Here is a 22,247-nt window from a genome sequence, read left to right as displayed (position 1 = left end):
CCTATCTCGAATAGAGATTGGACAGCGGGTAGCGCTTCAGGTCATGGAGCAGTTCGATGAACCCTGTGACCTGGTGGCGGCAGATCGCTTCCCCCTTTTCGGCAGTCCCGAGCGACGCGTCGCCGACGACGCCGTTGGGATTGAGATCGTGGGCGATCCAGGCGAGCGAATGCGGCGGCAGCGGCTGGATGTATTTCGATTGCCCGCGCATCCACTCCGCCTTCGAGGTGAAGTTCTCCGCCTTGTCCATTCGCACTAGGTCAGGCCGGAAATGGAGCATGAGCGAAGTTTCCACCTCGCCGCCGTGGATGCCGTATTTCAGCTCGTGTTCGCCGATCATCCCCTCCGGGTGTCCAAAGCGGCCCCATTGCGTGGAGACGACGGCCATCTGGTGAAGCACGCGCAGTTCGCGCGCGACGATGCTCATGATATCGACGTTGCCGCCGTGCGAATTGACGATCACCATCTTGCGGATGCCGGCTTCGGCCACCTTGGCGCCGATCGCCGTCCAGACCGGAATCAAGAGTTCCGCGCTGAGCGACAGCGTTCCCGGCCCATAAACATGTTCATTCGCCTTGCCGATCTCCTGCGTCGGCAGAACAAGGAAATCGAGATCGGCGGGCTTCTGCTTTCGAAGCTCCGCCAGCATTCCATTGGCAATCGCAACATCGGTCGCGATCGGAAGGTGCGGACCGTGCTGTTCCGTAGAGGCGATCGGAAGGATGGCAATGGTCGTGTCGGGCGAAAGGCCGGCGAAATCGCCGGTATTGAGTTCGTTCCAGTAGAATGGCATCGCCATCGCCGCACCTCTCGTTGCTTTCAAGCAGTGAGTAGGGAAAATTATTGCGCGCGAAAAGCATCAATTTGCGGCCGGACCGATGCCTTTTTGAGGCTTGTTCGCCGAGATCGCGCAGGTCCTGGCAATGAGACCCCTCAGAAGAAGCTGTGCTGCCTTCGACAGAAATCCTCGCATCCTCTCGTCCTTCACGCCGCCGGACTAATTGAGCGAACATAGTTGCGCCAGCCGCCGAATTCGGTGATCTCCCGGCTATCCTTGACCGCGTGCGCCTCGCACAGGAATCCCGTGATGCAGCTCGCGTCGTCGAGCATGATCTTGCCGACGCCAAGCGGCGCCGGAATGTTCTGGACAAAACGGGCGAACGCGGCCGGTGGCAGCGCCCAGACCTCGATCTCCACGCCCTCGCCGGCAAAGGCCGGATCGCGCACCAGCCCGGGCTTGGGCGGGATCGTGCCGCTGAGGGCGAAGAGGCGGTAGCTGCCATCCGTTCGTCCCGTTCTCAACCTGTATCCGCCCGGCCGCGTCAGTTCGTGGTTCAGCGGCATGTCAGTCAGATGGGCACCGACGACGACGATCGGGACGAAGTCGTCGGCCGGCGGTGAAACGCGGCTTTCCTCTGGCAGCGCCATGTGGCGGTCCTTGCCCATTCCCGCTTCCGCCGCGCGGTGCAGGGCGTCGGCAAAGGGCGCCAGCGCATCGTCGGTGAAGGCGGGTCCGACCAGCATCACGCCTGCAGGCAGATGACGGTCTGCGTCAAAACCGGCGGGAATGGCGATCGCGGCGCAATCGAGCAGATTGGCAAAATTGGTATAGCGGCCGAAATGGCTGTTCTTGACGATCGGGTCCGCCTGCATTTCTTCGACGCTGTAGGTGGTGGGGGATGTCGGCAGCATCAGGAAATCCACCTTCTCCCATTCGGCTTTTGTTTTCTGCCGCAATGCTTCCAGCCTGTAGCGGCCCTCAAAAGCGTCGACGGCATCGTAGGCCTTTGCCCCTTCGATGATGGCTCGCACCGTCGGGTCGAAGTCGCCGCCATTCGTTGCCAGGAATTCCTTGACCGCCGCCAGCCGCTCGGCGACCCAGGGGCCGTTGTAGAGAAGTTCGGCCGCCTGCCGGAATGGCGCGTAGTCGAAAGGCACGATCACCGCACCCAGCGATCGCGCCCTTTCGATTGCCGCGTCATAGAGGGCCTCCACTTGCCTGTTGCCGTAAAATTCCCGTTCCGCACCACCGAGGACGCCGATGCGCGGGCGCGTCGCGGGCAGGCTCGCGGGTGTGGCTTGCCGTGAAAACGGATCGCGGGCGTCGTAGCCTTCCATGATCCGGCGGATGGCAATGCCGTCGCCGACCGTCGCGGCGAAGACGGTGACGACATCGACGCTGCGGCAAGCCGGCACCACGCCGACATTGGGCACCAGCCCCGGCGTCGGCTTGATGCCGACGAGATTGTTAAAAGCGGCCGGCACGCGGCCGGAACCGGCCGTGTCGGTTCCGAGCGAGAAGCTTGCCAGGCCGGCCGCCACGGCGACCGCCGAACCCGAGCTGGAGCCGCCGGAGACATAGTCGCGGTCGAAAACCGAACGCGGCGCCCCATGCGGCGAGCGCGTGCCGTTCAGCCCCGTTGCGAACTGGTCGAGATTGGTCTTGCCGATCACGATGGCGCCGGCCGCCCGCAACCGCGCGACCGTTGCCGCATCCGCCTGCGGGTGATAGGCGAAAGCCGGGCAGGCAGCCGTCGTCGGCAGACCGGCGACGTCGATATTGTCCTTGACGGCGAAGGGAATGCCCCAGAGCGGCAGGCTGTTCGGTTCGGGCGCGCGGGCCACCAGCTCGCGGGCAGCGGCGCGCAATTCCTCTTCGGGCGTCGTGGTGATGAAGATGGCCGGATCGTCGGACGCACTGCATCTTGCGATGATCTCTTCCACCAGCTCGAACGGGGACAGGCCCGCCGCATAGGCGGACCGCAGCGAGGCAAGATCAAGGATGGTGGGGAGCATCAGATTTCCTCCAGAATGACCAGCACATCGCCGGCTTTGACATTGCGACCGGGGCCGGCGCGCAGATCGCGGACGCGGCCGTCGGCATGCGCGGTGACGTTGATTTCCATCTTCATGGATTCGATGATGGCCAATGTGTCGCCGGCGGCCACCGGCTGCCCTTCTTCGACGAGGACCTTCCAGACGTTGCCCGGCACGGCGCTTTCGACACCGAAGCAACCCTGCGGTATGTCGCCGGCAAGGCTGGCGCCGGCGCCTTCATCGACGGTGAAGCTGTCGAGGCCGAGTTGCTTCCAGCGTTGCCGCTCCGTTTCGAAGGCCGCCTGCTGCTTCGATTTAAAGGCGCCTATGGCGACTGCCTCGCGGGCAAGCCCGGTCTCATAGGCGCCATAGGAGAACTCGCTTTCGTCTATCCTGACCGGATATCCTCCGTGCGGAAAGGCGGCGCGGGCTTCGGTCAGCTCTTCGTGGCTGACGGGGAAGAAGCGGACCTGATCGAAGAAGTCGAGCAGCCACGGCTTGTCCTTGGCAAACACCGGCGTCTGCCTCCATGTATTCCAGACCTGGATGGTACGCCCGAAAAGCTGGTAACCGCCAGGGCCCTCCATGCCGTAGATGCACATGTAGGCCCCGCCGATGCCGACGGCATTTTCCGGCGTCCAGGTGCGGGCCGGATTGTATTTTGTCGTCACCAGCCGATGGCGCGGATCGACCGGTGTCGCGACCGGTGCGCCGAGATAGACATCGCCGAGCCCAAGCACGAGATAGCTGGCGTCGAAGACGATATCGCGCACCGCCTGTTCATCGGGAAGGCCGTTGATGCGGCGGATGAACTCGATGTTATCAGGGCACCAGGGCGCGTTTGGCCGCACGAGTTCCTGATATTTGCGCATGGCGAGCTCGGCATCCGGATCATTCCAGGAAAGCGGCAGATGGACGATGCGGCTCGGCACCTTGACGTCCTGCGCGGCCGGCAGGCCCGCCTCGATCTCTGCCAGGAGGCCGAGCAGGCGCTTGCGGGTCAGCGACGTGCCGTCATAGTGGATCTGCAGCGAACGGATGCCGGGCGTGAGATCGATGATCCCTGGTAGTCGTGCCTGCGATACGGCTTGCATCAGCAGGTGCACCCTCAGCCGCAGGGCGATGTCGAGCGTCATCGGTCCATATTCGACGAGCAGATTGTCGTCGCCCTGGCGGCGATAGACGACGGAGACCGGGCCGTCGTCGCGCTTGCCGATGATCGGCGAGCCCGCCTCCTCCCTGGCCCGATGCACGACTGGGCCGGCGACCGGATCTCCGGGCCGCGCGGCGGGATGAAAGCGGATTCGGTCGCCAGGCTTGAACTGCCCCATCTTCCATTGCTCGTCACGGGCAATCACTGCCGGGCAGACGAAGCCGCCGAGGCTCGGTCCGTCGGGCCCGAGGATGATCGGCATGTCGCCCGTAAAGTCGATCGCGCCGATGGCGTAGGCATTGTCATGCAGGTTGGAGGGATGAAGGCCAGCCTCGCCGCCGTCGCTACGCGCCCAATTCGGCGCGGGGCCGATGAGGCGCACCCCGGTGCGGGCGCTGTTGAAATGCACCTCATAGCTCGTCGAGAACAGCGTTTCTATGTCGCTGTCCTGAAAGAAATCCGGCGACCCATGCGGACCGTAGACAACGCCGACATCCCATTCCCGCGTCAGTTCAGCGGGCTCCGTCGCCGGCATCGGCGGCTCGACCGCGGCCTTGCGGGCAAGGTGCAGAACGTGGCCGGTCTTCAGCGTGCCGGTGGCGTTGCCGCCGAACTGTCCGAGGCCGAAGGTGGCGCGCGAGCCGAGGACGACCGGAGCGGCGAAACCGCCCGCGACGGCGAGGTATGCGCGCTGCCCCGGTCCATCGATGGTGCCGATCGAGAGGATCTGACCGGCGCGGATCATCACGGCCACGTCATGCGGCATTGTCTCGCCGTCGACGCTCATCGCCATCCTCGCGCCGGCAAGCGCGACCACCGTATCGGTATGGAACTTCAGCACCGGGCCGGACACCGTCAGCTCCAGTGCTGCAACCGTGTCGCCGTTGCCGACGAGGCGATTGGCGTGGCGGAAGGAGCGCTCGTCCATCGGGCCGCTTGGCGGCACGCCGACATGCCAGAGGCCAAGCCGGCCCGGCAGTTCCTGAATGCTCGATTGGGCGCCGGGCGCGATCACCTCGATGACGTCAGGCACGAAGGAAAAATCGCGCAGCGCCGTCGTCGCCACCTTGCCGCCGGCGAGGAGTTCGGAGCCAGCAATGGCGCTGAGATAATCGAGATTGGTCTCGATCCCTGATATCGATGTTTCCGCAAGAGCCTTCTTCAGCTTTTCGATTGCCGTCGGGCGGTCTGCGGCGGAGACGATCATCTTGGCGAGCATCGGGTCGTAGAAGGGCGTCACCTCCGTGCCGGATTCGATCCAGCAGTCAATGCGCGCATCCTGGGGAAAGACGACCTCCGTCAGCAGCCCGGCGCTCGGGCGGAAGTCGGCATGCGGCATCTCGGCATAGATCCGGACTTCGATCGCTGCACCTTTCGGCTCCAGTGTTTTGGCGCCGGAGAGCACGTCTTCGCCCGCGGACTGGCGGATCATCCATTCGACGAGGTCGATGCCGAACACGGCTTCCGTGACGGGATGCTCGACCTGAAGGCGAGTGTTGACCTCAAGGAAATAGAATTCCTGGCGCAGCGGATCGTAGATGAATTCGACCGTGCCTGCCGATTCATAGGAAACCGAAGCGCCGAGATCGACGGCTGCCTTGTGAAGGCGGCCACGGGTTGCAGCTGAAAGACCGGGGGCAGGGGTCTCCTCGACCACTTTCTGGTTTCGCCGCTGCAACGAGCAGTCCCGCTCGCCGAGCGCGATGACATTGCCTCTGCCGTCGCCGAAGATCTGCACTTCGACGTGCCGGGCATCCGCCACGAAACGCTCTATGTAGACGCGTGCGTCGCCGAAGCTTGCGCGGGCCGTCCGCTGCACGCTCTCGAACGAAGCCTTCAGGCTTTCCGGATCGGCGCAGAGCTGCATGCCGATGCCGCCGCCGCCGGCCGTACTTTTCAGCATCACCGGGTAGCCGATCGCTTCGGCTGCGGAAAGCGCTTCATCGGCGCCAGACAGCAGGCCCGAACCGGGCAGAAGCGGTACGCCGCTCGCCTTGGCGAGCTCCCGTGCGGTATGCTTCAAGCCGAAGGCTGATAGATGCTCCGGCCGAGGACCGATGAAGGCGATGCCTTCGGCGGCAAGCCGCTCGGCAAAACCGATATTTTCGGAAAGGAAGCCATAGCCGGGATGGACGGCTTCCGCTCCCGTTGCCCTGCACGCGGCGATGACGCCATCGACATTCAGGTAACTTTCGCCGGCCGGCGACGGACCGAGACGAACGGCTTCGCCGGCCATCATCACCGCTTTGGCGAAACGGTCGGCATCGGAATAGACGGCGACCGAGGCAATGCCCATGCGCTGCAGCGTCTTGATGACCCGCACGGCGATTTCGCCGCGGTTCGCGATCAGGATTTTCTTGAACATGATCAGGCCTCGCCATCCCAGATCAGCACCCGGATCGGCGTCGGATCGAAGCCGTTGCACGGATTGTTGACCTGCGGGCAATTGGAGATGACGCAGAGCACATCCATCTCGGCGACGAGTTCGACATAGTCCCCGGCTGTGGAAATACCGTCGACGATCGTCATCTCACCGGTCGGCTGGATCGGCACGTTCATGAAAAAGTTGATATTCGGCACGATATCGCGCTTATCCATGCCGTGTTTCGAAACTTCGAGCAGGAAGTTGTCGCGGCAGGCATGCAGGTATTTCGTGCCGTGGCCGAAGCGCACCGTATTGCTCTCGCAGGAGCAGGCGCCGGCCGAGGTATCGTGACGGCCGCAGCTGTCGGCCGTCATGGTCAGCATGACATTGCCTTCGCTCGACATGATCTTCGTGCCGATGCCGACATAGGCGGCGCCTTGGATGCGCATCGTGTCCTGGTTGGAATAGCGCTCGGAGAAATCATCGGCGCGATAGAAGAGCGTGTCGATCGCCTGTTGGCCGTAGCTATCCTCGATACGGATGATCTGGCCCTTGCGCACGATGCCGGACCAGGGCGCTTCGGCTGCGATGAAGTGATGCTGCGCGGCATTTTCCACGGCGCGGGCAGGGGAGGTCTGGATGAAATCGGACATCGTCTTCTCCTCAGGCCTGCATCAAGGCGTTATTTTCGAAACCGCGCACCGCTTCGGCGGTTGCCGTGCGGCAAAGATCGTCCGCAGCCGGGGCTGCCGCCTTGTAGCGCGTGATGACAACAGGTTTCGGCGGGTAGTTCGGATCCGGATCGAGGGGATGCGGGCAATTGGAAAAGCCGACCAGCATGTCCATCTCGGCACGCAGTTCGACATAATCGCCGCTGTTGGAACGCTTGGCCTGCCAGCCGAAGCCGCCGGCCTCGGCAAGGCGCACGGGCGCGAAGAGATTGAGGATGCCGGGAATATCGCGACGGATAAGACCGAGCTTGCCGGCGACGAGGACCAGGTTGTCGCGGGTGTTGCGCGTCTTTTCACCCGGATATTTTGCTGCGTTCGAGGCAGAAGTCGAGCCGCCCATCAGGCAGTCATGGGCGCCGGAACTGTCCTCGATGATCGAGAACATGATACGGCCCATGTCGGAGAAGATCACCCGCCCCTTGCCGAGCGCCGTCGTCCACTGGATCTTGGCGGTATCGACGAGATTGATCCGTTCGCTGGTATCGGCGGCGCTCCAGGCGACGAGCGCGACGGTGGAATTACCCTCCGCCTGATCGATGCGGATCGCCTCGCCGCGCGAGACTTTCGTCGACCAGTACCAGCCACCGGGGACGGTTTCCTGGTGGATGACGGCGGCGGCGTCGATCGCCGGCGCCGGCAAGGGGCTGGGGCCGGGCAGCGCCTTGGGGGCGAATTCCAGCCCCTTCTTCTGATGCTCCTCATATCGTGCGCGGTTGGCGGCGATTTCTTCGGGTGAGCGTCCCACATGCATCATTGCATCTCTCCTGACGGTGCCAGGTCGTCCCGGCTGTGCCCCAGGGAAGCGACCGGGCCGTCCCGGTCGGGGCTGAAGATCGACGGCTGGCCGGCAAGGCGCGGCGGCCAGATGGAAATATCCTTGGTGATGGTGGCGCCGTAGCGCTCCCTTTCCTCCGGCCGGTTGCGGCGGCGTTCGAAAGCCACGACGCGGCTCGCAAGCGTGAAGGCTTCGCGCATGTCATGCGTGACCATGACGACGGTCATCTGCGTCTCGTGCCAAAGCCGCTTCATCAGCGTGTGGATCTCGGCCCGAATGCCCGGATCGAGCGCGCCGAAGGGTTCGTCGAGCAGCAGCACTTTCGGCTTCATGATCAGAGCCTGGGCGAGCGCAAGGCGCTGCTGCATGCCGCCCGAAAGCTGGGCCGGATATTTGCCTTCGGAACCGCCAAGGCCGACCTCGGCGATCAGCCGGCGCGCTTCCTCGAGCGCGTTGCGGCGGGCCGCGCCGAAGAGCCTGGCCCTGTAGCGGGCGGCGGAAAACTCCCGGCCGAGCAGCACATTGCCGAGCACGGTCAGATGCGGGAAGACGGAGTAGCGCTGGAAGACGACACCGCGATCCGGCCCCGGCTCCGGCGGCAGAGGTTCGCCGTCGAGCAGGATCTTGCCCTTCGTCGGCTGCTCCTGGCCGAGCAGCATGCGCAGAAAGGTCGTCTTGCCACAGCCGGAGGGGCCGACGAGGGCGACGAATGCGCGCGAAGCGACGGCAAGCGACACGTCTTCCAATACGATTTGGTCGCCATATTCCTTCCAGACCCGTTCGATCTTCAGTTCGCTCATGCCTGCTTCTCCAGGTCCGACCAGGGGAAGACGGCGATCCGCAAGCGGTCGAGCAGGGCGTTCATGACCACGGCAAGCAGCGTGATCCAGATGACATAGGGAAAGATGATATCCATCGAGAGATAGCGGCGGACGAGGAAGATACGGTAGCCGAGGCCGGAATCAGACGAGATTGCTTCGGCGGCGATCAGGAACAGCCAGGCGGGACCGAGCTGCAGTCGAAGGCAGGTGATCAGCCGCGGCAGGATCTGCGGCAGCACGATGCGCAGCCCGATCTGCCAGGAGGAGCCGCCGAGCGTTTCAGCCTTGACGATCTGTTCGCGGGGCAGCTCCAGCGCTTTCAATGCCAGGTCCCGGATCATCGTCGGCGCAACGCCGATAAAGATGAGGGCGATCTTCGAGGTTTCGCCGAGCCCCATGACAATGAAGAGGATCGGCAAAAGCGCGAGCGGCGGCACCATGGAGATCACGGCGATGAAAGGAGCGAGCAGCGCGCGGAGATAAGGCAGCATGCCGATCAGCATGCCGATGAGAAGCGCGATCGCCGTCGAGATTCCGAGTCCGGAGAGCAGCCGGATGAGGCTCGCTCCGGTATCCGACCAGAGCAGATATTCGCCCGTGCGCTGGTCGGCAACGAAGGCAAGACGGTTGATCGCATCGGCGAAGCCCGCGAGGCTCGGCAGAAGCTTGTCATTGGCGTTTTCTGCCAATCGCGCAGCCGAGCCGAAAGCATAGGCAAGGGCGAGCAGCACGAAGGGCAGCAGCGTCAAGGCAAGCTGCGCGCCCCGGCTTGGCCTGGTGTTGATCCAACGCATGGGAATTGCTCCGCTGGGAGAGAAAGGAGGCGCGGCCGAACCGCGCCCCTGCTGTGATCAGAGCGAGGCGTCGGCCGCTGCCTTCATGTAGGTCTCGGTGAATCGCAGCTTCACGTTGCCGGCATCGCCCAGCACCTTGCCGTCAGGCATTTCGATGCCGATGACGTCGGCAGACGGCGCGCCATTGCCGAGCAGGCCCTTCTCGAAGAGGAAGCCGCGGACGAGATCCATGGTCTTCGGCAGGCTGGGCGAGGCGGTGAAGGCAACGGCGTCGGCCGGTTTATCGAAGAGCTTGGTCGCGGCCAGCTGCGCCTCGAAGCCGGCGAGATCGGTGCCGGATGCTGCGCCCATGGCTTCGCGGGCGGCTTTGCCCTCGGCGGTATCGGCCCGCAGCAGCGCGGCCGTCTCGTACCAGATGCCGGCGAGAGCCTTGCCGAAATTCGGATTGTCCTTCAGCACGTCGGTATTGGCGACCATCAGGTCGATGATCTCGCCCGGGACCTGCGAACTGTCGAAAACCTTCTTGGCGCTGGGATCCTCCAGAATCGTGGAGACGAGTGGATTCCAGGTGACGACGGCACTGACATCAGGCGTCTTGTAGGCCGCGACCATGTCGGCATCTGATGTATTGACCACCTTCACGTCGCGCTCGCTGAGCTTGATGCTTTCTAGCGCACGGGCAAGCAGATAATGCGAGACGGAAAACTCGACGAGATTGACGTTCTGGCCCTTGATGTCGCTGAGGCTCGCCTTGTCCTTCAGAATCACGGCGTCGTTGCCGTTCGAAAAGTCGCCGACGATGACGGCGGTCGTGTCGACCCCGCCGGCGGCCGGGATCGAGAGACCGTCCATATTGGTGAGCGTCACGGCATCGAAGGCGCCCGCCGTATACTGGTTCATCGACTCGACGTAGTCGTTGAACTGGGTGACTTCGATGTTGATGCCATATTTATCGGCCCATTTCTTGACGATGCCGTGGTCGCTCGCATAGCCCCAGGGCATCCAGCCGACATAGATCGACCAGGCGACCTTGAAGCTGGTTTTCGGCGCCGCCCCGGCGGCAGAGCCGAACCCGAAAGCCAACGATACCGAAAGGGCCGCTATGGAAAGAATCTTCGAAAAAGTCTGCATAGAAATTCCCCTTTTTGCTTTTTCAAAAAGGGATCGGCAAAGACCATCGCGCCGCCAATCCCTTGGCTTACGAGGTCTCCCGGGCTTTTATCCCGCCGTGCATCCGGTGGGATTTCTCGCCCAGCCGGTGGTGGCTCTCGGACCAGCACGCTCCCAAAGAGAGCGCCGGAACCCTAGCCACCAACTCGCAGGAATCAAAGCAAGTGGTGTGCCAGATCGTAACTTGTTGATTTTACATGAGGCGGTGATTGCCATTTGCTTTCGAAATCGCCGACAAATGCATTTGCGCGAAAATTGTGCAGCCCTCGATAAATGGATTGTTTAATGGGCAGGTGGCCTCCGCCTTTGGAATGACTGCACATGCGCTCTCTTTCCCCGCCGCGGCAGCACGCTCCAAGTAGGTACCGGGGCCGCTGGTTCTGATCTGTTCAAGGCGTGGGACGTGTCCGTACATGTCAACTGGCTTCAGCTGCTGCTTCACGAAGCCATCTGACTAGAACGTTCGCTTGCGAGTGCCCTGCTTGTTGCTGTGGCGTTCACGTTGTGGGCGAAGAAGATCGCATAATGGATCGTCAGGAACAGGGAAAACTGTGTCTTCAAGGTGCCCCAGCGTCGTCACTCCTCCAGCTTTTGCAACTTTCCATGTAGAAACGCGGGTCGGGAGGCTGCGGCCTTGCCGCGTTTGGCTCAATTCTTGGTTCAAGAAGCTGATTGAGCCAAACAAAATGCATCGATTTTTCAGATCGTTAGTGTGATACGTCGAGCGATTTGGCACAAGATTTTGGCTCATGATTGCCGGATAGGCTCCTTTTTGCGCCAAACTACGTGAGGCTGTAACGTGTACCACTCCGAATGCCCTTCGGCTGCAAATTGCCGTCCCTTACCAGCTGTTCGACACTTCTTCGAATCCGGGACCGTGGGATTTCCAGGCCAACCCGTTTGTGAATGTCTCCAATCTTTGACCCTGGATACCGCCTGACGTCTTCAATGATAAGGGCAAGCAGCCTATGCGGTTCGATACGTTTCAGGGTCGTGTCCCCTATGAAATCATGTCGGCGCAACAGAGCTGGATCGACAAAATAGCGGGTCGCTTGGGTTCGCCCGGCGCTTTGCACCAATTGCCATTCTGACAACCGCTTGATCCACGGCTGCAGCGCCTCGATTGAAGGAAGCTCAAGCTGTGCGGCAAGCTCGCGAGCCGTCAGTGCATCATGTTGGGCAAGCAGGCCGAGAGCAATGCGCTCGCGTTGTGTGAGTTGGAAAGTATCGTCTGCTTTGGCGATAAAGTCGATAATCTCCGGCTTCAGGATACGCCGGCGTATGGTGACTTGCACTCGATCGTGACCTTCGAGCAGTTCGGGTGCCGGGCGACCATGAGACAGCAGCACCTCAAAAATCTTGTCGTAACCGCTGCCTTCCCGCTCCATCAGCCTGAGATCGTGGAAAAGTCGTGCTAAATGCTCATTGCGTCGTACGGTCGTATGGAGCACGTTCTGTGGTGTGACGCCGAGAGGAAGCAGCCCCGGGTTCACGACCTCCAGTCGATCCGGATGCAAGTTCAGGAATATGTCGCCTCGTTGCGTATAGGGTCGGTGAACTAGCGCATTGACCAACAGTTCGCGCACCACCACTTCGTCAAACGCCGGCACATTCTGACGAAAGAGCCCGTCGGGCAGTTCATAGGACTCTTTGAAATCAGGTACTTCCTGCCAAACCACCTCAATAAGCTCCATGGGGTTCAGAAGGTGATCATCCCAGACCAGCTTGTTCACCTTTTGCCCATGCTCGTCGTATTTAATGAACTGAACCACAGGAGCGGTTGTCAAGTGCGCTCGCTGAAACTGTTGTCCCACACAAAGGATACCAAGATTGGTGAGAAGGGCCCCTCGGGTCATTTGGTAATGATCCAGTAACTCGTCGGGGGTCTTCTCCTTCACCGAGGATTTGACCCGGTCTGAGCCTCGCAGAGCCGCTACGACGGCCTGGAGTTTCGAGGGCTCGGCGTCGGATCGAGGCACACTCAAGGATGTTTGCGTTTCCCAAGGCAGCGCCGCGCGTTCGGATGCTAAACGCAAAACGTCATCACCTGTTACCGGTTTGCTTTGGTCAGCCACGCGAAGGTAATAACGTCCATCCGTAGTTGAGGCGACTGCAGTTGACCGCGGAACAGTGAGCTTGATGTACTGGCCGCCGTTTGCCGCGGTTGCGACATTTGGCAACACGGTTACGTTAACGGTCCTCTCCGTGAGCTTGCGCCGCATCAGATCCGGGAGATCTTGGGGAATTCGCTGTTCGGGTGGCGGCAGATTCTCGCCATCCTCAATTCCGATGCTTAGTGTGCCGCCCGCTGCATTGGCAAACGCCACGCAGTCCTTCGCCACTTCGCCCCAATCAGCAGTTTTCCCAATAACTGCGCGCATGGATTTTTGGTCGTGGAGCTGACCCTCTAAACTCAAAGCTAATCCCCCTGTCTCTCGTGCGCTCCACGCGCAGAGGTGAGTGACGGTCTACGCGCATTACGTGGGTCTTAGCAGTTCTCTTGCCATTCGGCGACTGCGGTGTCACCAGCATCTGTACCGCGGTATAATTTAGAAGCGCTATGTGGGGGTCAATGGTTCAATCCTGTTCAAGGCGTGGTATTCGAACCGGCGACCCTGCTGTTCCAGCACCTATCCTTTTGACGACTATTTACTAATGTGGCATGGCAGTTGCCTTCTCTTACTTCACAACGCGATACGCGATATGCCGAGCGAGCGGCGTCTCGAGCATGCTGGTGGGCTCAAGCTTGATTTGCTCGGGCAGCGTGTCAAACAGGCGAGTCCCAGCGCCAAAGAGCACCGGCACGATATGCAACTCGATCTCGTCGACGAGCCCGCCGGCCAGAGCTTGACGAAAGATATCGGCTCCGCCCATGAGGCTCACATCCTTGTCTCTGGCCGCCGACGTCGCCTGCTTCACCGCGTCGGGAATTGTCCCAACCGCGTGATAGATTCCAGTGCTGTGCGAGGCGAGTAACGGCCGGTGGGTGACGACGAAAAGCGGCAGCCTTAGCGCACCCGTCGGCCCGTTCTCGTCCCAGTATGGGATCGAGTCGTCATAGCATTTGCGCCCGCAGATCACGGCGCCAATATTGCTGGTGAGGCGCTGGACATATGCATCGCCCTCTGCACCGCTGCTGAAGAACCATTCGTGAAGAAATTCGCCGTTCTTGCCGAGTGGTTCCTCCCTGGTCTGGTTTCCTGCGGTAATGAAGCCGTCGAGCGACATGCTGATATTGAAAGCGACCTTGGTCATGTTCGTTCTCCGCGACCGATCGGTTAAGGTTACGCTTTCATGACGTATGAGCGTTGGTCAAATCTACATCTGGGGCAGCGAATACGTCGCGGCCTTTTGAAGCGTCCCAACCCCTCGGCCATTATCGGACTTATGGGGGTGATTCGGACGCTGCGGTCGGAAGGCATAATCCGGTTTGAGTTTCCCGCACCCTTATCCGTTATCAGGACCGAGAGTTTTCCCGATGCACCTATCGCAGAAGTGCAGATCAAAGCCGTCGGAAAGTCGGTGCATGCAGCGGGGGTCACCATAGTAGAAGTCACGGTCCAGGGCCTTGAGCGTGTTCCCTATTTGCGATCTTCTGCCAAACGGAAACATGTCGATCGCTGACCTTTGTAAACGGCTCCTTTTTCCAGCCACCCCATCGGTCTTTGAGTTTCAAGCCGGCCAGTCGCGCCATAAGATCGAATTCCGCTGGCCATGCATAACGAAATGGGACGGAGAAATGCCTATAGCTTCCGTCCCGGAACCAGATGTGATGGGACGAGAAGTTTTGGTTTACCACGTCGTATTCGTCGATGCCCCAATGCGTCTCGGAGCGGTCGAACGCCAGGAGCGCCTCACCGAGCGGAAGCCGCTGAAGCGGCGGTACACCAACCTCGATCAGGAAGTACCCACCAGTTTCCAGATGCGCGGCCGCGTTCAAAAAGCAAGCGACCTGCGCTTCCTGCGAAGTCAGGTTGTTGATCGTGTTGAAGGCCAGATAAACGAGGGAAAAGCGCCGCTCGACACGGGTCATGACCATGTCGCCGATCACCACCGGAATTTCCGCGCCGCCCTCTTTGGCGCGAAGGCGAGACACCATCGCTCTCGAAAGCTCGATGCCTTCCACCTGAACCCCTTTCCGCGCGAGAGGGAGCGCCAAGCGGCCCGTACCGATCGCGAACTCCAGGACCCGCCCACCTCCTGCCAACTCGGCCAGGAGATTGACCGCCGGATCAACGACCTCCGGGGCCGAGATGCCACCCTCGTCGTCATAGGTTGCTGCAATCTCTTCGTCAAAAAGCCCGTCGTCGTGCATCTTGCTTACCTCGCTGATAATGCGGTTGCTTGAGGACCGGTTTCGCCATCACCTTGCCCGCCGCTTCGCGGGCATCGCAAAAGTTGGCGCTTGCGACCGCGCCACCTCGCGGATCTCATGGCGCGCGACACCTATATCGGCCAGATCACGGTCCGATAGCCACTGTAGTGCCTCTTCCGTCTCGCGCCGTTGCCACCAGCTAAAGATGACGGGCGCTCGCAAAGCTGCCAGCTTCGTCAACAAGCTCGGAGCAAAGCGATCCGAAAATTCAGTTTGTCGGAGTTCGAATGTCATAACTTACGTCCAAGTTGTTCTGCGGTGATATCAATCTAGTGAAATGTCGTCCGACGTGTTATCGGCAGTCTGTCAAATTGTGTCTGTGAGACGCCATGATTGCCCGTGACAACCTGACCAATGTTCATCTGCCGGAAGACGAGTTCGGGGACTATCCGCACACGGCCGTTGCCCAGGGTGGAGCAGAGCCGGCCGGGCGAACCTATTCTTTCCACACGCACCACCGCGCTCAGCTTTTCCAGATCGTACGTGGATCGCTAAGACTGGAGACCGAGCGGGGCTACTTCATCGTTCCGCCTGAACGTGCCGTATTCGTGCCGTCCGGCGTCCTCCACGAAGTGACATACCTGCAGGAGACGGAGCGCAGCTACCTCTTCTTTCGCCCCGACGCGGTCGTGAACCTCAGCTCCCAGGTCTGCGTGATCGGTACGACACCGCTCCTGCGCGAACTGATCCTGGCGTTCCTCGAGATACCTCGTGCGGACGCCGGCAGTGCCCGTGCCGAACGGCTTGTCGCCGTCATTCTCGACCAGCTTGAGACGAGTCCGGTCGCGCCGCTGTCCCTTCTCTCGCCGGCATCCGAACGCCTCCGGAGAATCGCTTCGGATATCCGGAACGAACCGGGTGCAGATTGGCCTCTCGATGAACTTGCGTCACGGGCGGCCATGTCCCCCCGAAGCTTCCAGCGCCATTTCCAAGCGGAGACAGGCGTGAGTTTCCGCGCCTGGCGCCAGCAGGCGAAACTCCTCAAAGCAGTGGAGTGGCTCGCCGCCGGTCGAAGCGTCAGCGATATCGCCTTCTCGCTCGGCTACTCGGGCCCCAGCGCCTTCATTGCGGTGTTCAGGACGGCCTTCGGGGTCTCTCCCGGACAGTATTTCCAGCCGTAAACGAAGCCTTCTCTCCGGCGGGCGTCTTCCTTTGGGTCTGCCCTTGCCTGTACGCCCTCGAAAAGGTGGCTGGCGGATAGCTTTCTGCTGCGATGAGTGTGTTTGCGCGCGTTTCGTGACACTTTGATCCCGATGCCGGCGACGAAGGCACCGAGAACCGTGTGCACACCGATCAGGTCGGTGATTATCGCCATCGCGCCCATGATCGCGACAATGGCGCTGCGGACAGGCAAATCGCTTTTGAATTTATCTTTAGTCGGCCGAATGATTTCGAAGACGACGCCATCAGCCATTCCACAAGCGGGGTGGAGCGGCTTTGTTGACGGGATTCCCGGAGCCTAATCGACGCCGGTAATCTCGGGATCGAAAGCAATGATCTTTTCTGCAGGCGGATTTCCGTCGCGTCTGCTCGCAGCCAGCAGAAGTGCGGCGGCGACTTCGCCCATCTGACGGCGCGGGGAGATCGAGGTCGCAATCCTGACGGGGAGGGCGCGGGCGACGTCAAGCCCGTTAAACCCGGCAATCAGAATGTCGGCGGGGCTGGAAACGCCGAGTTCCAGGCACGCGAAGACGCCGCCGGTCGCCATGTCGTCGTTGGAATAGTAAATGCAATCGAGATCGCGCGTCTCCGCGAGCATGGACATTGTCAGCCGCTTGCCGTGGGCCACCGAGGAAAAGGCGGCGTTGAACCGCTCATCGACGAAGGAAAGGCCGCTTTCGCGCAGGGCCTTCTCAAAACCGGCCTTGCGTTTGCCCGCCCGCAAGTCCCTGTCGATCGCGCTGCCGATATAGCCAAACCGCCGCCGGCCGCCGGCCAAAAGCGCTTTTGCCATTTCCTCTCCCGCCTTCCCGTGAGACAGCCCGACGTTGAAATCGATGGGGGTGCCGTCGAGGTCCATCAGCTGGATGACCGGGATCTCCGCATTCCGCAGCATTTTGACCGTTTCTGCCGGCTGGTCGAGGCCTGTCACGATGATGGCGGCAGGCCGCCAGGAGAGCATGTCGCGGATGATCTCGCGCTCCTTCGCCATGTCGTAGTCGGAGATGCCGAACACCGCCTGCATGCCGGATCCCCGCAATCCGGCCGAAATGCCCGCCAGCATCTCGGGAAAGACGATGTTGGACATGCTCGGAACGACGACGGCGACGAGGTTCGTGCGCTGTGACGACAGCGATAACGCCAGCCGGTTGCCGACATAGCTCAGCCGCTCGGCCTGCTGGAGCACTTTCTCGCGCGTCTCGTTGGAGACGTCGGCCGCACCGCGAAGGGCACGCGATGCCGTCATCTTGCTGACGCCGGCCGCGGCGGCAACCTCTTCCAATGTGGATTTACGCATCGAACCGATTCCTTAGTCGAATTGCCTCGCCAGCGGCCAACACCAGATTCATAGGCTCTTTTCCAAAAAAGGAAAACACGCACTACTTGACATATGCGACCAAAATAGGCGTTGTTACCGATACCGGTATCGATACCAACGACAAAATTCTGGAGCAGAAACGGGACGGACGAGGCTTCGGGCGTCCCGCATCGTACGAATGTTTGACTGCGAAGATCTGCGGATCGGCCAAGCCGGCTTGACCTGCAGGTTGCAGACCTATCTGAATTCGATCGGACATATTCCGATCGCGCCGCCGGCTGCATCACAGAAGGCGACGAGCAGCGCGATCTTGCCGAAGACGCCGGCCGAACGGGAGGAAGAGCCGCTATGCATGTGATGATTTTGGGCGCGGCCGGTATGGTCGGCCGCAAGCTGGTTGAGAAGATCGCGCGCGAGCCGCTGGCTTTCGGCCGGCCCGTCACCCGGCTGACGCTGGCGGACGCCTTTCAGCCGCCGGTGCCGGAACCGCTCCGGCCGGTCTCGACGGCGCTGACGGTCGACCTCGCCGGGGCCGGCGCCGCCGACAGGCTGATCGAAGGCCGGCCGGACCTGATCTTCCATCTCGCCGCCATCGTATCGGGTGAGGCGGAAGCGGATTTCGACAAGGGTTACGCCGTCAATCTCGACGGCACGCGCGCTTTGTTCGATGCGGTCCGTCAGGCCGGTCTCACCAGCAACTATGTGCCGCGCCTCGTCTTCGCGTCCTCGATCGCCGTCTTTGGCACACCGTTCCCCGAGGTCATTCCGGACGAATTCTTCACCACGCCGCTGACGAGCTACGGCACGCAGAAGGCGATCGCCGAACTGCTGCTCGCCGACTATTCCCGCCGCGGCATTTTCGACGGCATCGGCATCCGGCTGCCGACCATCTGCGTGCGGCCCGGCGCACCGAACAAGGCGGCATCGGGCTTCTTCTCCAACATCCTGCGCGAACCGCTGGTCGGCAAGGAAGCGATCCTGCCGGTCAGCGACAACGTGCGGCACTGGTTCGCAAGCCCGCGCGCCGCCGTCGGCTTCTTCGTCCATGCCGCGACGATCGATACGGCACGGATCGGCGCGCGGCGAAATCTCACCATGCCGGGCCTCTCGGCGCTGGTCTCCGAAGAAATCGAAGCTCTGCGCCGCGTGGCCGGCGACAAGGCGGCCGCGCTCATCAAACGCGTGCCCGATCCTGTCATCGAACGCATCGTCGCCGGCTGGCCGACCCAGTTTGATGCCGAGCGCGCTTCTTCGCTCGGCTTCAAGGCGGAGACAAGCTTCGACGAAATCCTGCAGGTGCATATCGAGGATGAACTCGACGGGAGGATCGCATGAGCATATCGGCCAGCGGAGCGGCAAGGATCGCGCTTGTCACCGGCGGCGGCACCGGCGTCGGGCGGGCCATATCGCGGGGGCTCGGCGCTGCCGGCTACACGGTCGTCATTTCAGGACGGCGGGCCGACGTGCTTGAAAAGGCCGCAAGCGAGCTTGGCCGCGAAACCGGCGCGGAGTTCTTCGCGGTTTCCGCCGATGTCGGCAATCCCGACTCCGTTCGCGGGCTCTTCGACGCCATCTCCGAAAAATACGGGCGGCTCGACCTCCTGGTCAACAATGCCGGCGTCACTGTGCCGGGCGTGGCGCTGGAAGAGGTCTCGTTCGAGCAGTGGAGCGCCATCGTCGCCGCCAATCTCACCGGCGCCTTTCTCTGCACCCAGCAGGCCTTCCGGCTGATGAAGAGCCAGAACCCGCGCGGTGGGCGCATCATCAATAACGGCTCCGTCTCCGCCACGACGCCGCGTCCGAATTCCGCGCCTTACACGGCGACGAAACACGCCATCACGGGGCTGACGAAATCCACCGCCCTCGACGGGCGCGAATTCGACATCGCCTGCGGCCAGATCGATATCGGCAATGCCGCAAGCGATATGACGACGAAGATCGCGGCCGGCGTGCTGCAGGCAAACGGCAGTATCGCGGCGGAGGCGACGATCGACCCCGCGCATATTGCCGATGCCGTCGTCTACATGGCGGGCCTGCCGCTCAGCGCCAATGTGCTGACCATGACAGTGATGGCGACGAAGATGCCCTTCGTCGGGCGGGGGTGAGAAGGCGGGCTGCCGCCGGCTGAAAACGACATAGATATATTGCTTGCGTAATGCTCATGATCTGGGAGGAGGGAGTATGGCAAACGTTCAATTTGAAGACGTCCGGAAATCATTCGGCGCGCATCCCGTCATCAAGGGGGTGGATATCGATATTGCCGATGGCGAATTCGTCATCCTCGTCGGCCCGTCAGGCTGCGGTAAGTCGACCCTTCTGAGAATGCTGGCCGGTCTCGAGAATATTTCCGGCGGCGAGATCAAGATCGGCGGGCGGGTCGTCAACACACTGCCGCCCAAGGACCGCGACATCGCGATGGTCTTCCAGAACTATGCGCTCTATCCGCACATGACCGTGGAGCAGAACATGGGCTTTTCGCTCATGCTCAACAAGGCGCCCAAAGCGGAAGCCGAGAAACGGGTGAAATATGCGGCCGGCATCCTCGGCCTCGACAAGCTGCTCGACCGTTATCCGCGCCAGCTTTCCGGCGGCCAGCGCCAGCGCGTCGCCATGGGCCGCGCCATCGTGCGCGATCCCGAGGTCTTCCTGTTCGACGAGCCGCTCTCCAACCTCGATGCGAAATTGCGCGTCGCCATGCGCGCCGAGATCAAGGAACTGCACCAGCGCCTGAAGACGACGACCGTCTACGTCACCCATGACCAGATCGAGGCGATGACGATGGCCGACAAGATTGTCGTCATGCATGACGGCATCGTCGAGCAGATCGGCTCGCCGCTCGAGCTTTACGACCGTCCCGCCAATCTCTTCGTCGGCGGCTTCATCGGCTCGCCGGCGATGAACATGATCCACGGCAGGCTCGATCCGGAAAATCCCGGTCAATTCGTTGCGGCCAACGGTACGCGGCTGCCGGTCGCCAACCCGCCAGCAAGTGCTGTCGGCCGCGACCTCGTCTACGGGCTGCGCCCCGAATACATCTCGCTCGATCCGAACGGCCTGCCTGCCGAAATCGTGGTGATCGAGCCGACCGGTTATGAGACCCATCTGACCGTCCGACTTGGCGGCAGCGAAGTCAGCTGCGTCTTCCGCGAGCGTGTCGATGCCCGCCCGGGGGAAGCCATCCGCGTGGCGATCGACGCCGCGCATGTCCACCTCTTCGATGCCGAAGGCGGTAAGAGGTTGACCGACTGACGCCATCCGGCGGCGGCCCGGGAGAGGAGGAGTCTTCCCTGCCGCCGGACAGCAAGCATCGGGGTAGCTAGCGCTCCCGGGATGCCAGACCGCCGTTCACCAAGCGGGAGGTGGACGTCGGAGAATGCTCCCGCTGTTTCAATGAGGAGGAATCTCATGAGGATCAAGAGACGTGAATTTCTTGCCGCATCGGCAGCCGTTGCCGGCGTTGCCGGTCTCGGCATCAAGCCATCCTTTGCGCAGGCCGAGCCGACCTACACGCCGGAAAGCGGCGCAAGCCTCAGGCTGCTGCGCTGGACGCCTTTCGTGAAGGGCGACGAGGAGGCCTGGATCGCCAACACCAAGAAGTTCACCGAAGCCACAGGCGTGGAAGTGCGCATCGACAAGGAAAGCTGGGAGGACATCCGCCCGAAGGCAGCCGTTGCCGCCAATGTCGGCTCCGGACCCGATCTCATCATGTGCTGGTTCGACGACGCCCACCAATATCCCGACAAGCTGGTCGATCTCACCGAACTCGGCAACTATCTCGGCAACAAGTACGAGGGCTGGTACGACGGCGTGAAGGGCTATGCCACCCGCGGCGACACCTTCATCGCCATGCCGCTGACGGCGATCGGCAATGCCGTCGTCTATCGCGACACCCATGTGAAAGCCGCCGGCTTCAACGAATTCCCGAACGATACCGCAGGCTTCCTCGAGCTTTGCAAGGCGATGAAGGCAAAGGGCACGCCCGCCGGCTTTCCGCACGGCAAGGCGGTCGGCGACGGCAATAACTATGCGCATTGGCTGCTCTGGAGCCATGGCGGCAAGATGGTCGACGAAGGTGGCAAGGTGACGATCAACAGCCCCGAGACGCTGGCGTCGATCAACTATGCCAAGGAACTTTACGCGACCTTCATTCCGGGCACGGAAAGCTGGCAGGATGTCAATAACAACCGCGCCTTCCTGGCCGGCCAGGTATCGCTGATCGCCAACGGCGTCTCGGTCTATTACACGGCGAAGAACGACCCGAAGCTCGCCGAGATCGCCAAGGACATCCGCACGACGAACTTCCCGATCGGACCGGTCGGCAAGAGCGTCGAGCTTTTCCAGACGAGCTCGCTGCTTCTCTTCAAACACAGCAAATATCCGGAAGCGGCCAAGGCCTATATCAAGTTCATGATGGAGGCCGACCAGATGAATGCCTGGATCCAGGGCTCCAGCGCCTATTGCTGCCAGCCGCTGAAGGCCTTCGCCAACAACCCGATCTGGACCGCCGATCCGGTCCACGCGCCCTATGCCCGCGCCTCGGAAAGGCTGCGCCCGAACGGCTATGCCGGCCCGCTCGGTTATGCCTCGGCCGCGACCATGGCCGACTATGTGCTGGTCGACATGTATGCCGCCGCCGTCACCGGCCAGATGTCGCCGGAGGATGCGATGAAGGAAGCCGAACGCCGGGCGAACCGCTACTACCGCGTCTGATCCAGAGTCAGGAAGACGGCATGCCGGCAGCCGGCATGCCGTCGTCTCTCAAGAACT

General features: G+C 61.7%; 20 protein-coding genes and 1 riboswitch. Of the genes, 5 read left to right on the top strand and 15 right to left on the bottom strand.

What is annotated here, in order from left to right; all coding sequences use genetic code 11:
- Window position 1: 1 nt before the first annotated feature.
- The 13 genes from EFD56_RS26755 to EFD56_RS26695 form a co-directional block, all read right to left on the bottom strand.
- Complete coding sequence (locus EFD56_RS26755; RefSeq protein ID WP_012489683.1) at window positions 2–799, bottom strand: creatininase family protein; 798 nt, start codon at window positions 797–799, stop codon at window positions 2–4.
- Window positions 800–984: 185 nt separating this feature from the next.
- Complete coding sequence (gene atzF, locus EFD56_RS26750) at window positions 985–2,796, bottom strand: allophanate hydrolase (RefSeq protein ID WP_126906717.1); 1,812 nt, start codon at window positions 2,794–2,796, stop codon at window positions 985–987.
- Window positions 2,796–6,335: an urea carboxylase gene (gene uca / locus EFD56_RS26745; protein ID WP_126906716.1), complete on the bottom strand. Its 3,540-nt coding sequence runs from the start codon at window positions 6,333–6,335 to the stop codon at window positions 2,796–2,798. The genes atzF and uca overlap by 1 nt, the downstream gene beginning before the upstream one ends.
- A gap of 2 nt (window positions 6,336–6,337) precedes the next feature.
- On the bottom strand, window positions 6,338–6,988 hold the full coding sequence (locus tag EFD56_RS26740; RefSeq protein WP_004680368.1) for an urea amidolyase associated protein UAAP2: 651 nt from the start codon (window positions 6,986–6,988) through the stop codon (window positions 6,338–6,340).
- A gap of 10 nt (window positions 6,989–6,998) precedes the next feature.
- Window positions 6,999–7,820: an urea amidolyase associated protein UAAP1 gene (locus EFD56_RS26735; protein ID WP_126906715.1), complete on the bottom strand. Its 822-nt coding sequence runs from the start codon at window positions 7,818–7,820 to the stop codon at window positions 6,999–7,001.
- Complete coding sequence (locus EFD56_RS26730) at window positions 7,817–8,641, bottom strand: ABC transporter ATP-binding protein (protein WP_016735461.1); 825 nt, start codon at window positions 8,639–8,641, stop codon at window positions 7,817–7,819. Before EFD56_RS26730 ends, EFD56_RS26735 begins: the two co-directional genes overlap by 4 nt.
- Window positions 8,638–9,456 (bottom strand): ABC transporter permease, encoded by an 819-nt coding sequence (locus tag EFD56_RS26725; RefSeq protein WP_010008708.1) that lies wholly within the window; start codon window positions 9,454–9,456, stop codon window positions 8,638–8,640. Before EFD56_RS26725 ends, EFD56_RS26730 begins: the two co-directional genes overlap by 4 nt.
- Window positions 9,457–9,513: 57 nt before the next feature.
- Window positions 9,514–10,587, bottom strand: coding sequence for a putative urea ABC transporter substrate-binding protein (locus EFD56_RS26720; protein ID WP_012489689.1), 1,074 nt, complete (start codon window positions 10,585–10,587; stop codon window positions 9,514–9,516).
- Window positions 10,588–10,661: 74 nt separating this feature from the next.
- Window positions 10,662–10,775, bottom strand: a riboswitch (guanidine-I (ykkC/yxkD leader).
- A 305-nt stretch (window positions 10,776–11,080) separates the two neighbouring features.
- A complete protein-coding gene (locus EFD56_RS26715; RefSeq protein WP_126906714.1) occupies window positions 11,081–11,377 on the bottom strand; it encodes a hypothetical protein in 297 nt (98 codons plus the stop codon).
- A 31-nt stretch (window positions 11,378–11,408) separates the two neighbouring features.
- Window positions 11,409–13,043: an ATP-binding protein gene (locus tag EFD56_RS26710; protein ID WP_126906713.1), complete on the bottom strand. Its 1,635-nt coding sequence runs from the start codon at window positions 13,041–13,043 to the stop codon at window positions 11,409–11,411.
- A gap of 262 nt (window positions 13,044–13,305) precedes the next feature.
- Window positions 13,306–13,881 (bottom strand): dihydrofolate reductase family protein, encoded by a 576-nt coding sequence (locus tag EFD56_RS26705; RefSeq protein ID WP_012489691.1) that lies wholly within the window; start codon window positions 13,879–13,881, stop codon window positions 13,306–13,308.
- A gap of 298 nt (window positions 13,882–14,179) precedes the next feature.
- A complete protein-coding gene (locus EFD56_RS26700) occupies window positions 14,180–14,941 on the bottom strand; it encodes a class I SAM-dependent DNA methyltransferase (protein WP_126906712.1) in 762 nt (253 codons plus the stop codon).
- Between the two features lie 48 nt (window positions 14,942–14,989).
- Complete coding sequence (locus EFD56_RS26695) at window positions 14,990–15,235, bottom strand: DUF1127 domain-containing protein (protein WP_010678589.1); 246 nt, start codon at window positions 15,233–15,235, stop codon at window positions 14,990–14,992.
- 95 nt (window positions 15,236–15,330) lie between these two features.
- Here EFD56_RS26695 and EFD56_RS26690 point away from each other — a divergent pair, with 95 nt between their 5' ends.
- A complete protein-coding gene (locus EFD56_RS26690; protein WP_037146204.1) occupies window positions 15,331–16,122 on the top strand; it encodes an AraC family transcriptional regulator in 792 nt (263 codons plus the stop codon).
- Here EFD56_RS26690 and EFD56_RS26685 read toward each other — a convergent pair.
- Window positions 16,044–16,415, bottom strand: a complete 372-nt coding sequence (locus EFD56_RS26685; RefSeq protein ID WP_097602818.1) for a hypothetical protein — start codon at window positions 16,413–16,415, stop codon at window positions 16,044–16,046. The genes EFD56_RS26690 and EFD56_RS26685 overlap by 79 nt on opposite strands.
- A gap of 45 nt (window positions 16,416–16,460) precedes the next feature.
- On the bottom strand, window positions 16,461–17,459 hold the full coding sequence (locus EFD56_RS26680; protein WP_126906711.1) for a LacI family DNA-binding transcriptional regulator: 999 nt from the start codon (window positions 17,457–17,459) through the stop codon (window positions 16,461–16,463).
- A 369-nt stretch (window positions 17,460–17,828) separates the two neighbouring features.
- On the opposite strand from EFD56_RS26680, the gene denD reads away from it, so the two are divergent.
- The 4 genes from denD (at window position 17,829) to EFD56_RS26655 (ending at window position 22,190) form a co-directional block, all read left to right on the top strand.
- A complete protein-coding gene (gene denD, locus EFD56_RS26670) occupies window positions 17,829–18,815 on the top strand; it encodes a D-erythronate dehydrogenase (RefSeq protein ID WP_037146199.1) in 987 nt (328 codons plus the stop codon).
- Window positions 18,812–19,585 carry an SDR family oxidoreductase gene (locus EFD56_RS26665; RefSeq protein WP_010023924.1) on the top strand — a complete coding sequence of 258 codons (774 nt, stop codon included), beginning with the start codon at window positions 18,812–18,814 and terminating at the stop codon, window positions 19,583–19,585. Before denD ends, EFD56_RS26665 begins: the two co-directional genes overlap by 4 nt.
- A gap of 76 nt (window positions 19,586–19,661) precedes the next feature.
- Window positions 19,662–20,729, top strand: coding sequence for an ABC transporter ATP-binding protein (locus EFD56_RS26660; protein WP_012489698.1), 1,068 nt, complete (start codon window positions 19,662–19,664; stop codon window positions 20,727–20,729).
- A 156-nt stretch (window positions 20,730–20,885) separates the two neighbouring features.
- Window positions 20,886–22,190: an ABC transporter substrate-binding protein gene (locus tag EFD56_RS26655; protein ID WP_012489699.1), complete on the top strand. Its 1,305-nt coding sequence runs from the start codon at window positions 20,886–20,888 to the stop codon at window positions 22,188–22,190.
- Window positions 22,191–22,247: the final 57 nt, after the last annotated feature.

This window comes from Rhizobium phaseoli (assembly GCF_003985125.1).
In the GTDB taxonomy this organism is placed as follows: Bacteria; Pseudomonadota; Alphaproteobacteria; order Rhizobiales; family Rhizobiaceae; genus Rhizobium; species Rhizobium phaseoli.
The sequence above is the reverse complement of the archived record's forward strand: the minus strand, read 5'-3'. Positions and strand labels throughout refer to the sequence as shown.

Bases quoted from the DNA above. Each gene is read 5' to 3' on its own strand.
- EFD56_RS26755 (WP_012489683.1), bottom strand. From the start codon at position 799: ATGGCGATGCCATTCTACTGGAACGAACTCAATACCGGCGATTTCGCC.
- atzF (WP_126906717.1), bottom strand. From the start codon at position 2,796: ATGCTCCCCACCATCCTTGATCTTGCCTCGCTGCGGTCCGCCTATGCG.
- uca (WP_126906716.1), bottom strand. From the start codon at position 6,335: ATGTTCAAGAAAATCCTGATCGCGAACCGCGGCGAAATCGCCGTGCGG.
- EFD56_RS26740 (WP_004680368.1), bottom strand. From the start codon at position 6,988: ATGTCCGATTTCATCCAGACCTCCCCTGCCCGCGCCGTGGAAAATGCC.
- EFD56_RS26735 (WP_126906715.1), bottom strand. From the start codon at position 7,820: ATGATGCATGTGGGACGCTCACCCGAAGAAATCGCCGCCAACCGCGCA.
- EFD56_RS26730 (WP_016735461.1), bottom strand. From the start codon at position 8,641: ATGAGCGAACTGAAGATCGAACGGGTCTGGAAGGAATATGGCGACCAA.
- EFD56_RS26725 (WP_010008708.1), bottom strand. From the start codon at position 9,456: ATGCGTTGGATCAACACCAGGCCAAGCCGGGGCGCGCAGCTTGCCTTG.
- EFD56_RS26720 (WP_012489689.1), bottom strand. From the start codon at position 10,587: ATGCAGACTTTTTCGAAGATTCTTTCCATAGCGGCCCTTTCGGTATCG.
- EFD56_RS26715 (WP_126906714.1), bottom strand. From the start codon at position 11,377: ATGAGCCAAAATCTTGTGCCAAATCGCTCGACGTATCACACTAACGAT.
- EFD56_RS26705 (WP_012489691.1), bottom strand. From the start codon at position 13,881: ATGACCAAGGTCGCTTTCAATATCAGCATGTCGCTCGACGGCTTCATT.
- EFD56_RS26700 (WP_126906712.1), bottom strand. From the start codon at position 14,941: ATGCACGACGACGGGCTTTTTGACGAAGAGATTGCAGCAACCTATGAC.
- EFD56_RS26695 (WP_010678589.1), bottom strand. From the start codon at position 15,235: ATGACATTCGAACTCCGACAAACTGAATTTTCGGATCGCTTTGCTCCG.
- EFD56_RS26690 (WP_037146204.1), top strand. From the start codon at position 15,331: ATGATTGCCCGTGACAACCTGACCAATGTTCATCTGCCGGAAGACGAG.
- EFD56_RS26685 (WP_097602818.1), bottom strand. From the start codon at position 16,415: ATGGCTGATGGCGTCGTCTTCGAAATCATTCGGCCGACTAAAGATAAA.
- EFD56_RS26680 (WP_126906711.1), bottom strand. From the start codon at position 17,459: ATGCGTAAATCCACATTGGAAGAGGTTGCCGCCGCGGCCGGCGTCAGC.
- denD (WP_037146199.1), top strand. From the start codon at position 17,829: ATGCATGTGATGATTTTGGGCGCGGCCGGTATGGTCGGCCGCAAGCTG.
- EFD56_RS26665 (WP_010023924.1), top strand. From the start codon at position 18,812: ATGAGCATATCGGCCAGCGGAGCGGCAAGGATCGCGCTTGTCACCGGC.
- EFD56_RS26660 (WP_012489698.1), top strand. From the start codon at position 19,662: ATGGCAAACGTTCAATTTGAAGACGTCCGGAAATCATTCGGCGCGCAT.
- EFD56_RS26655 (WP_012489699.1), top strand. From the start codon at position 20,886: ATGAGGATCAAGAGACGTGAATTTCTTGCCGCATCGGCAGCCGTTGCC.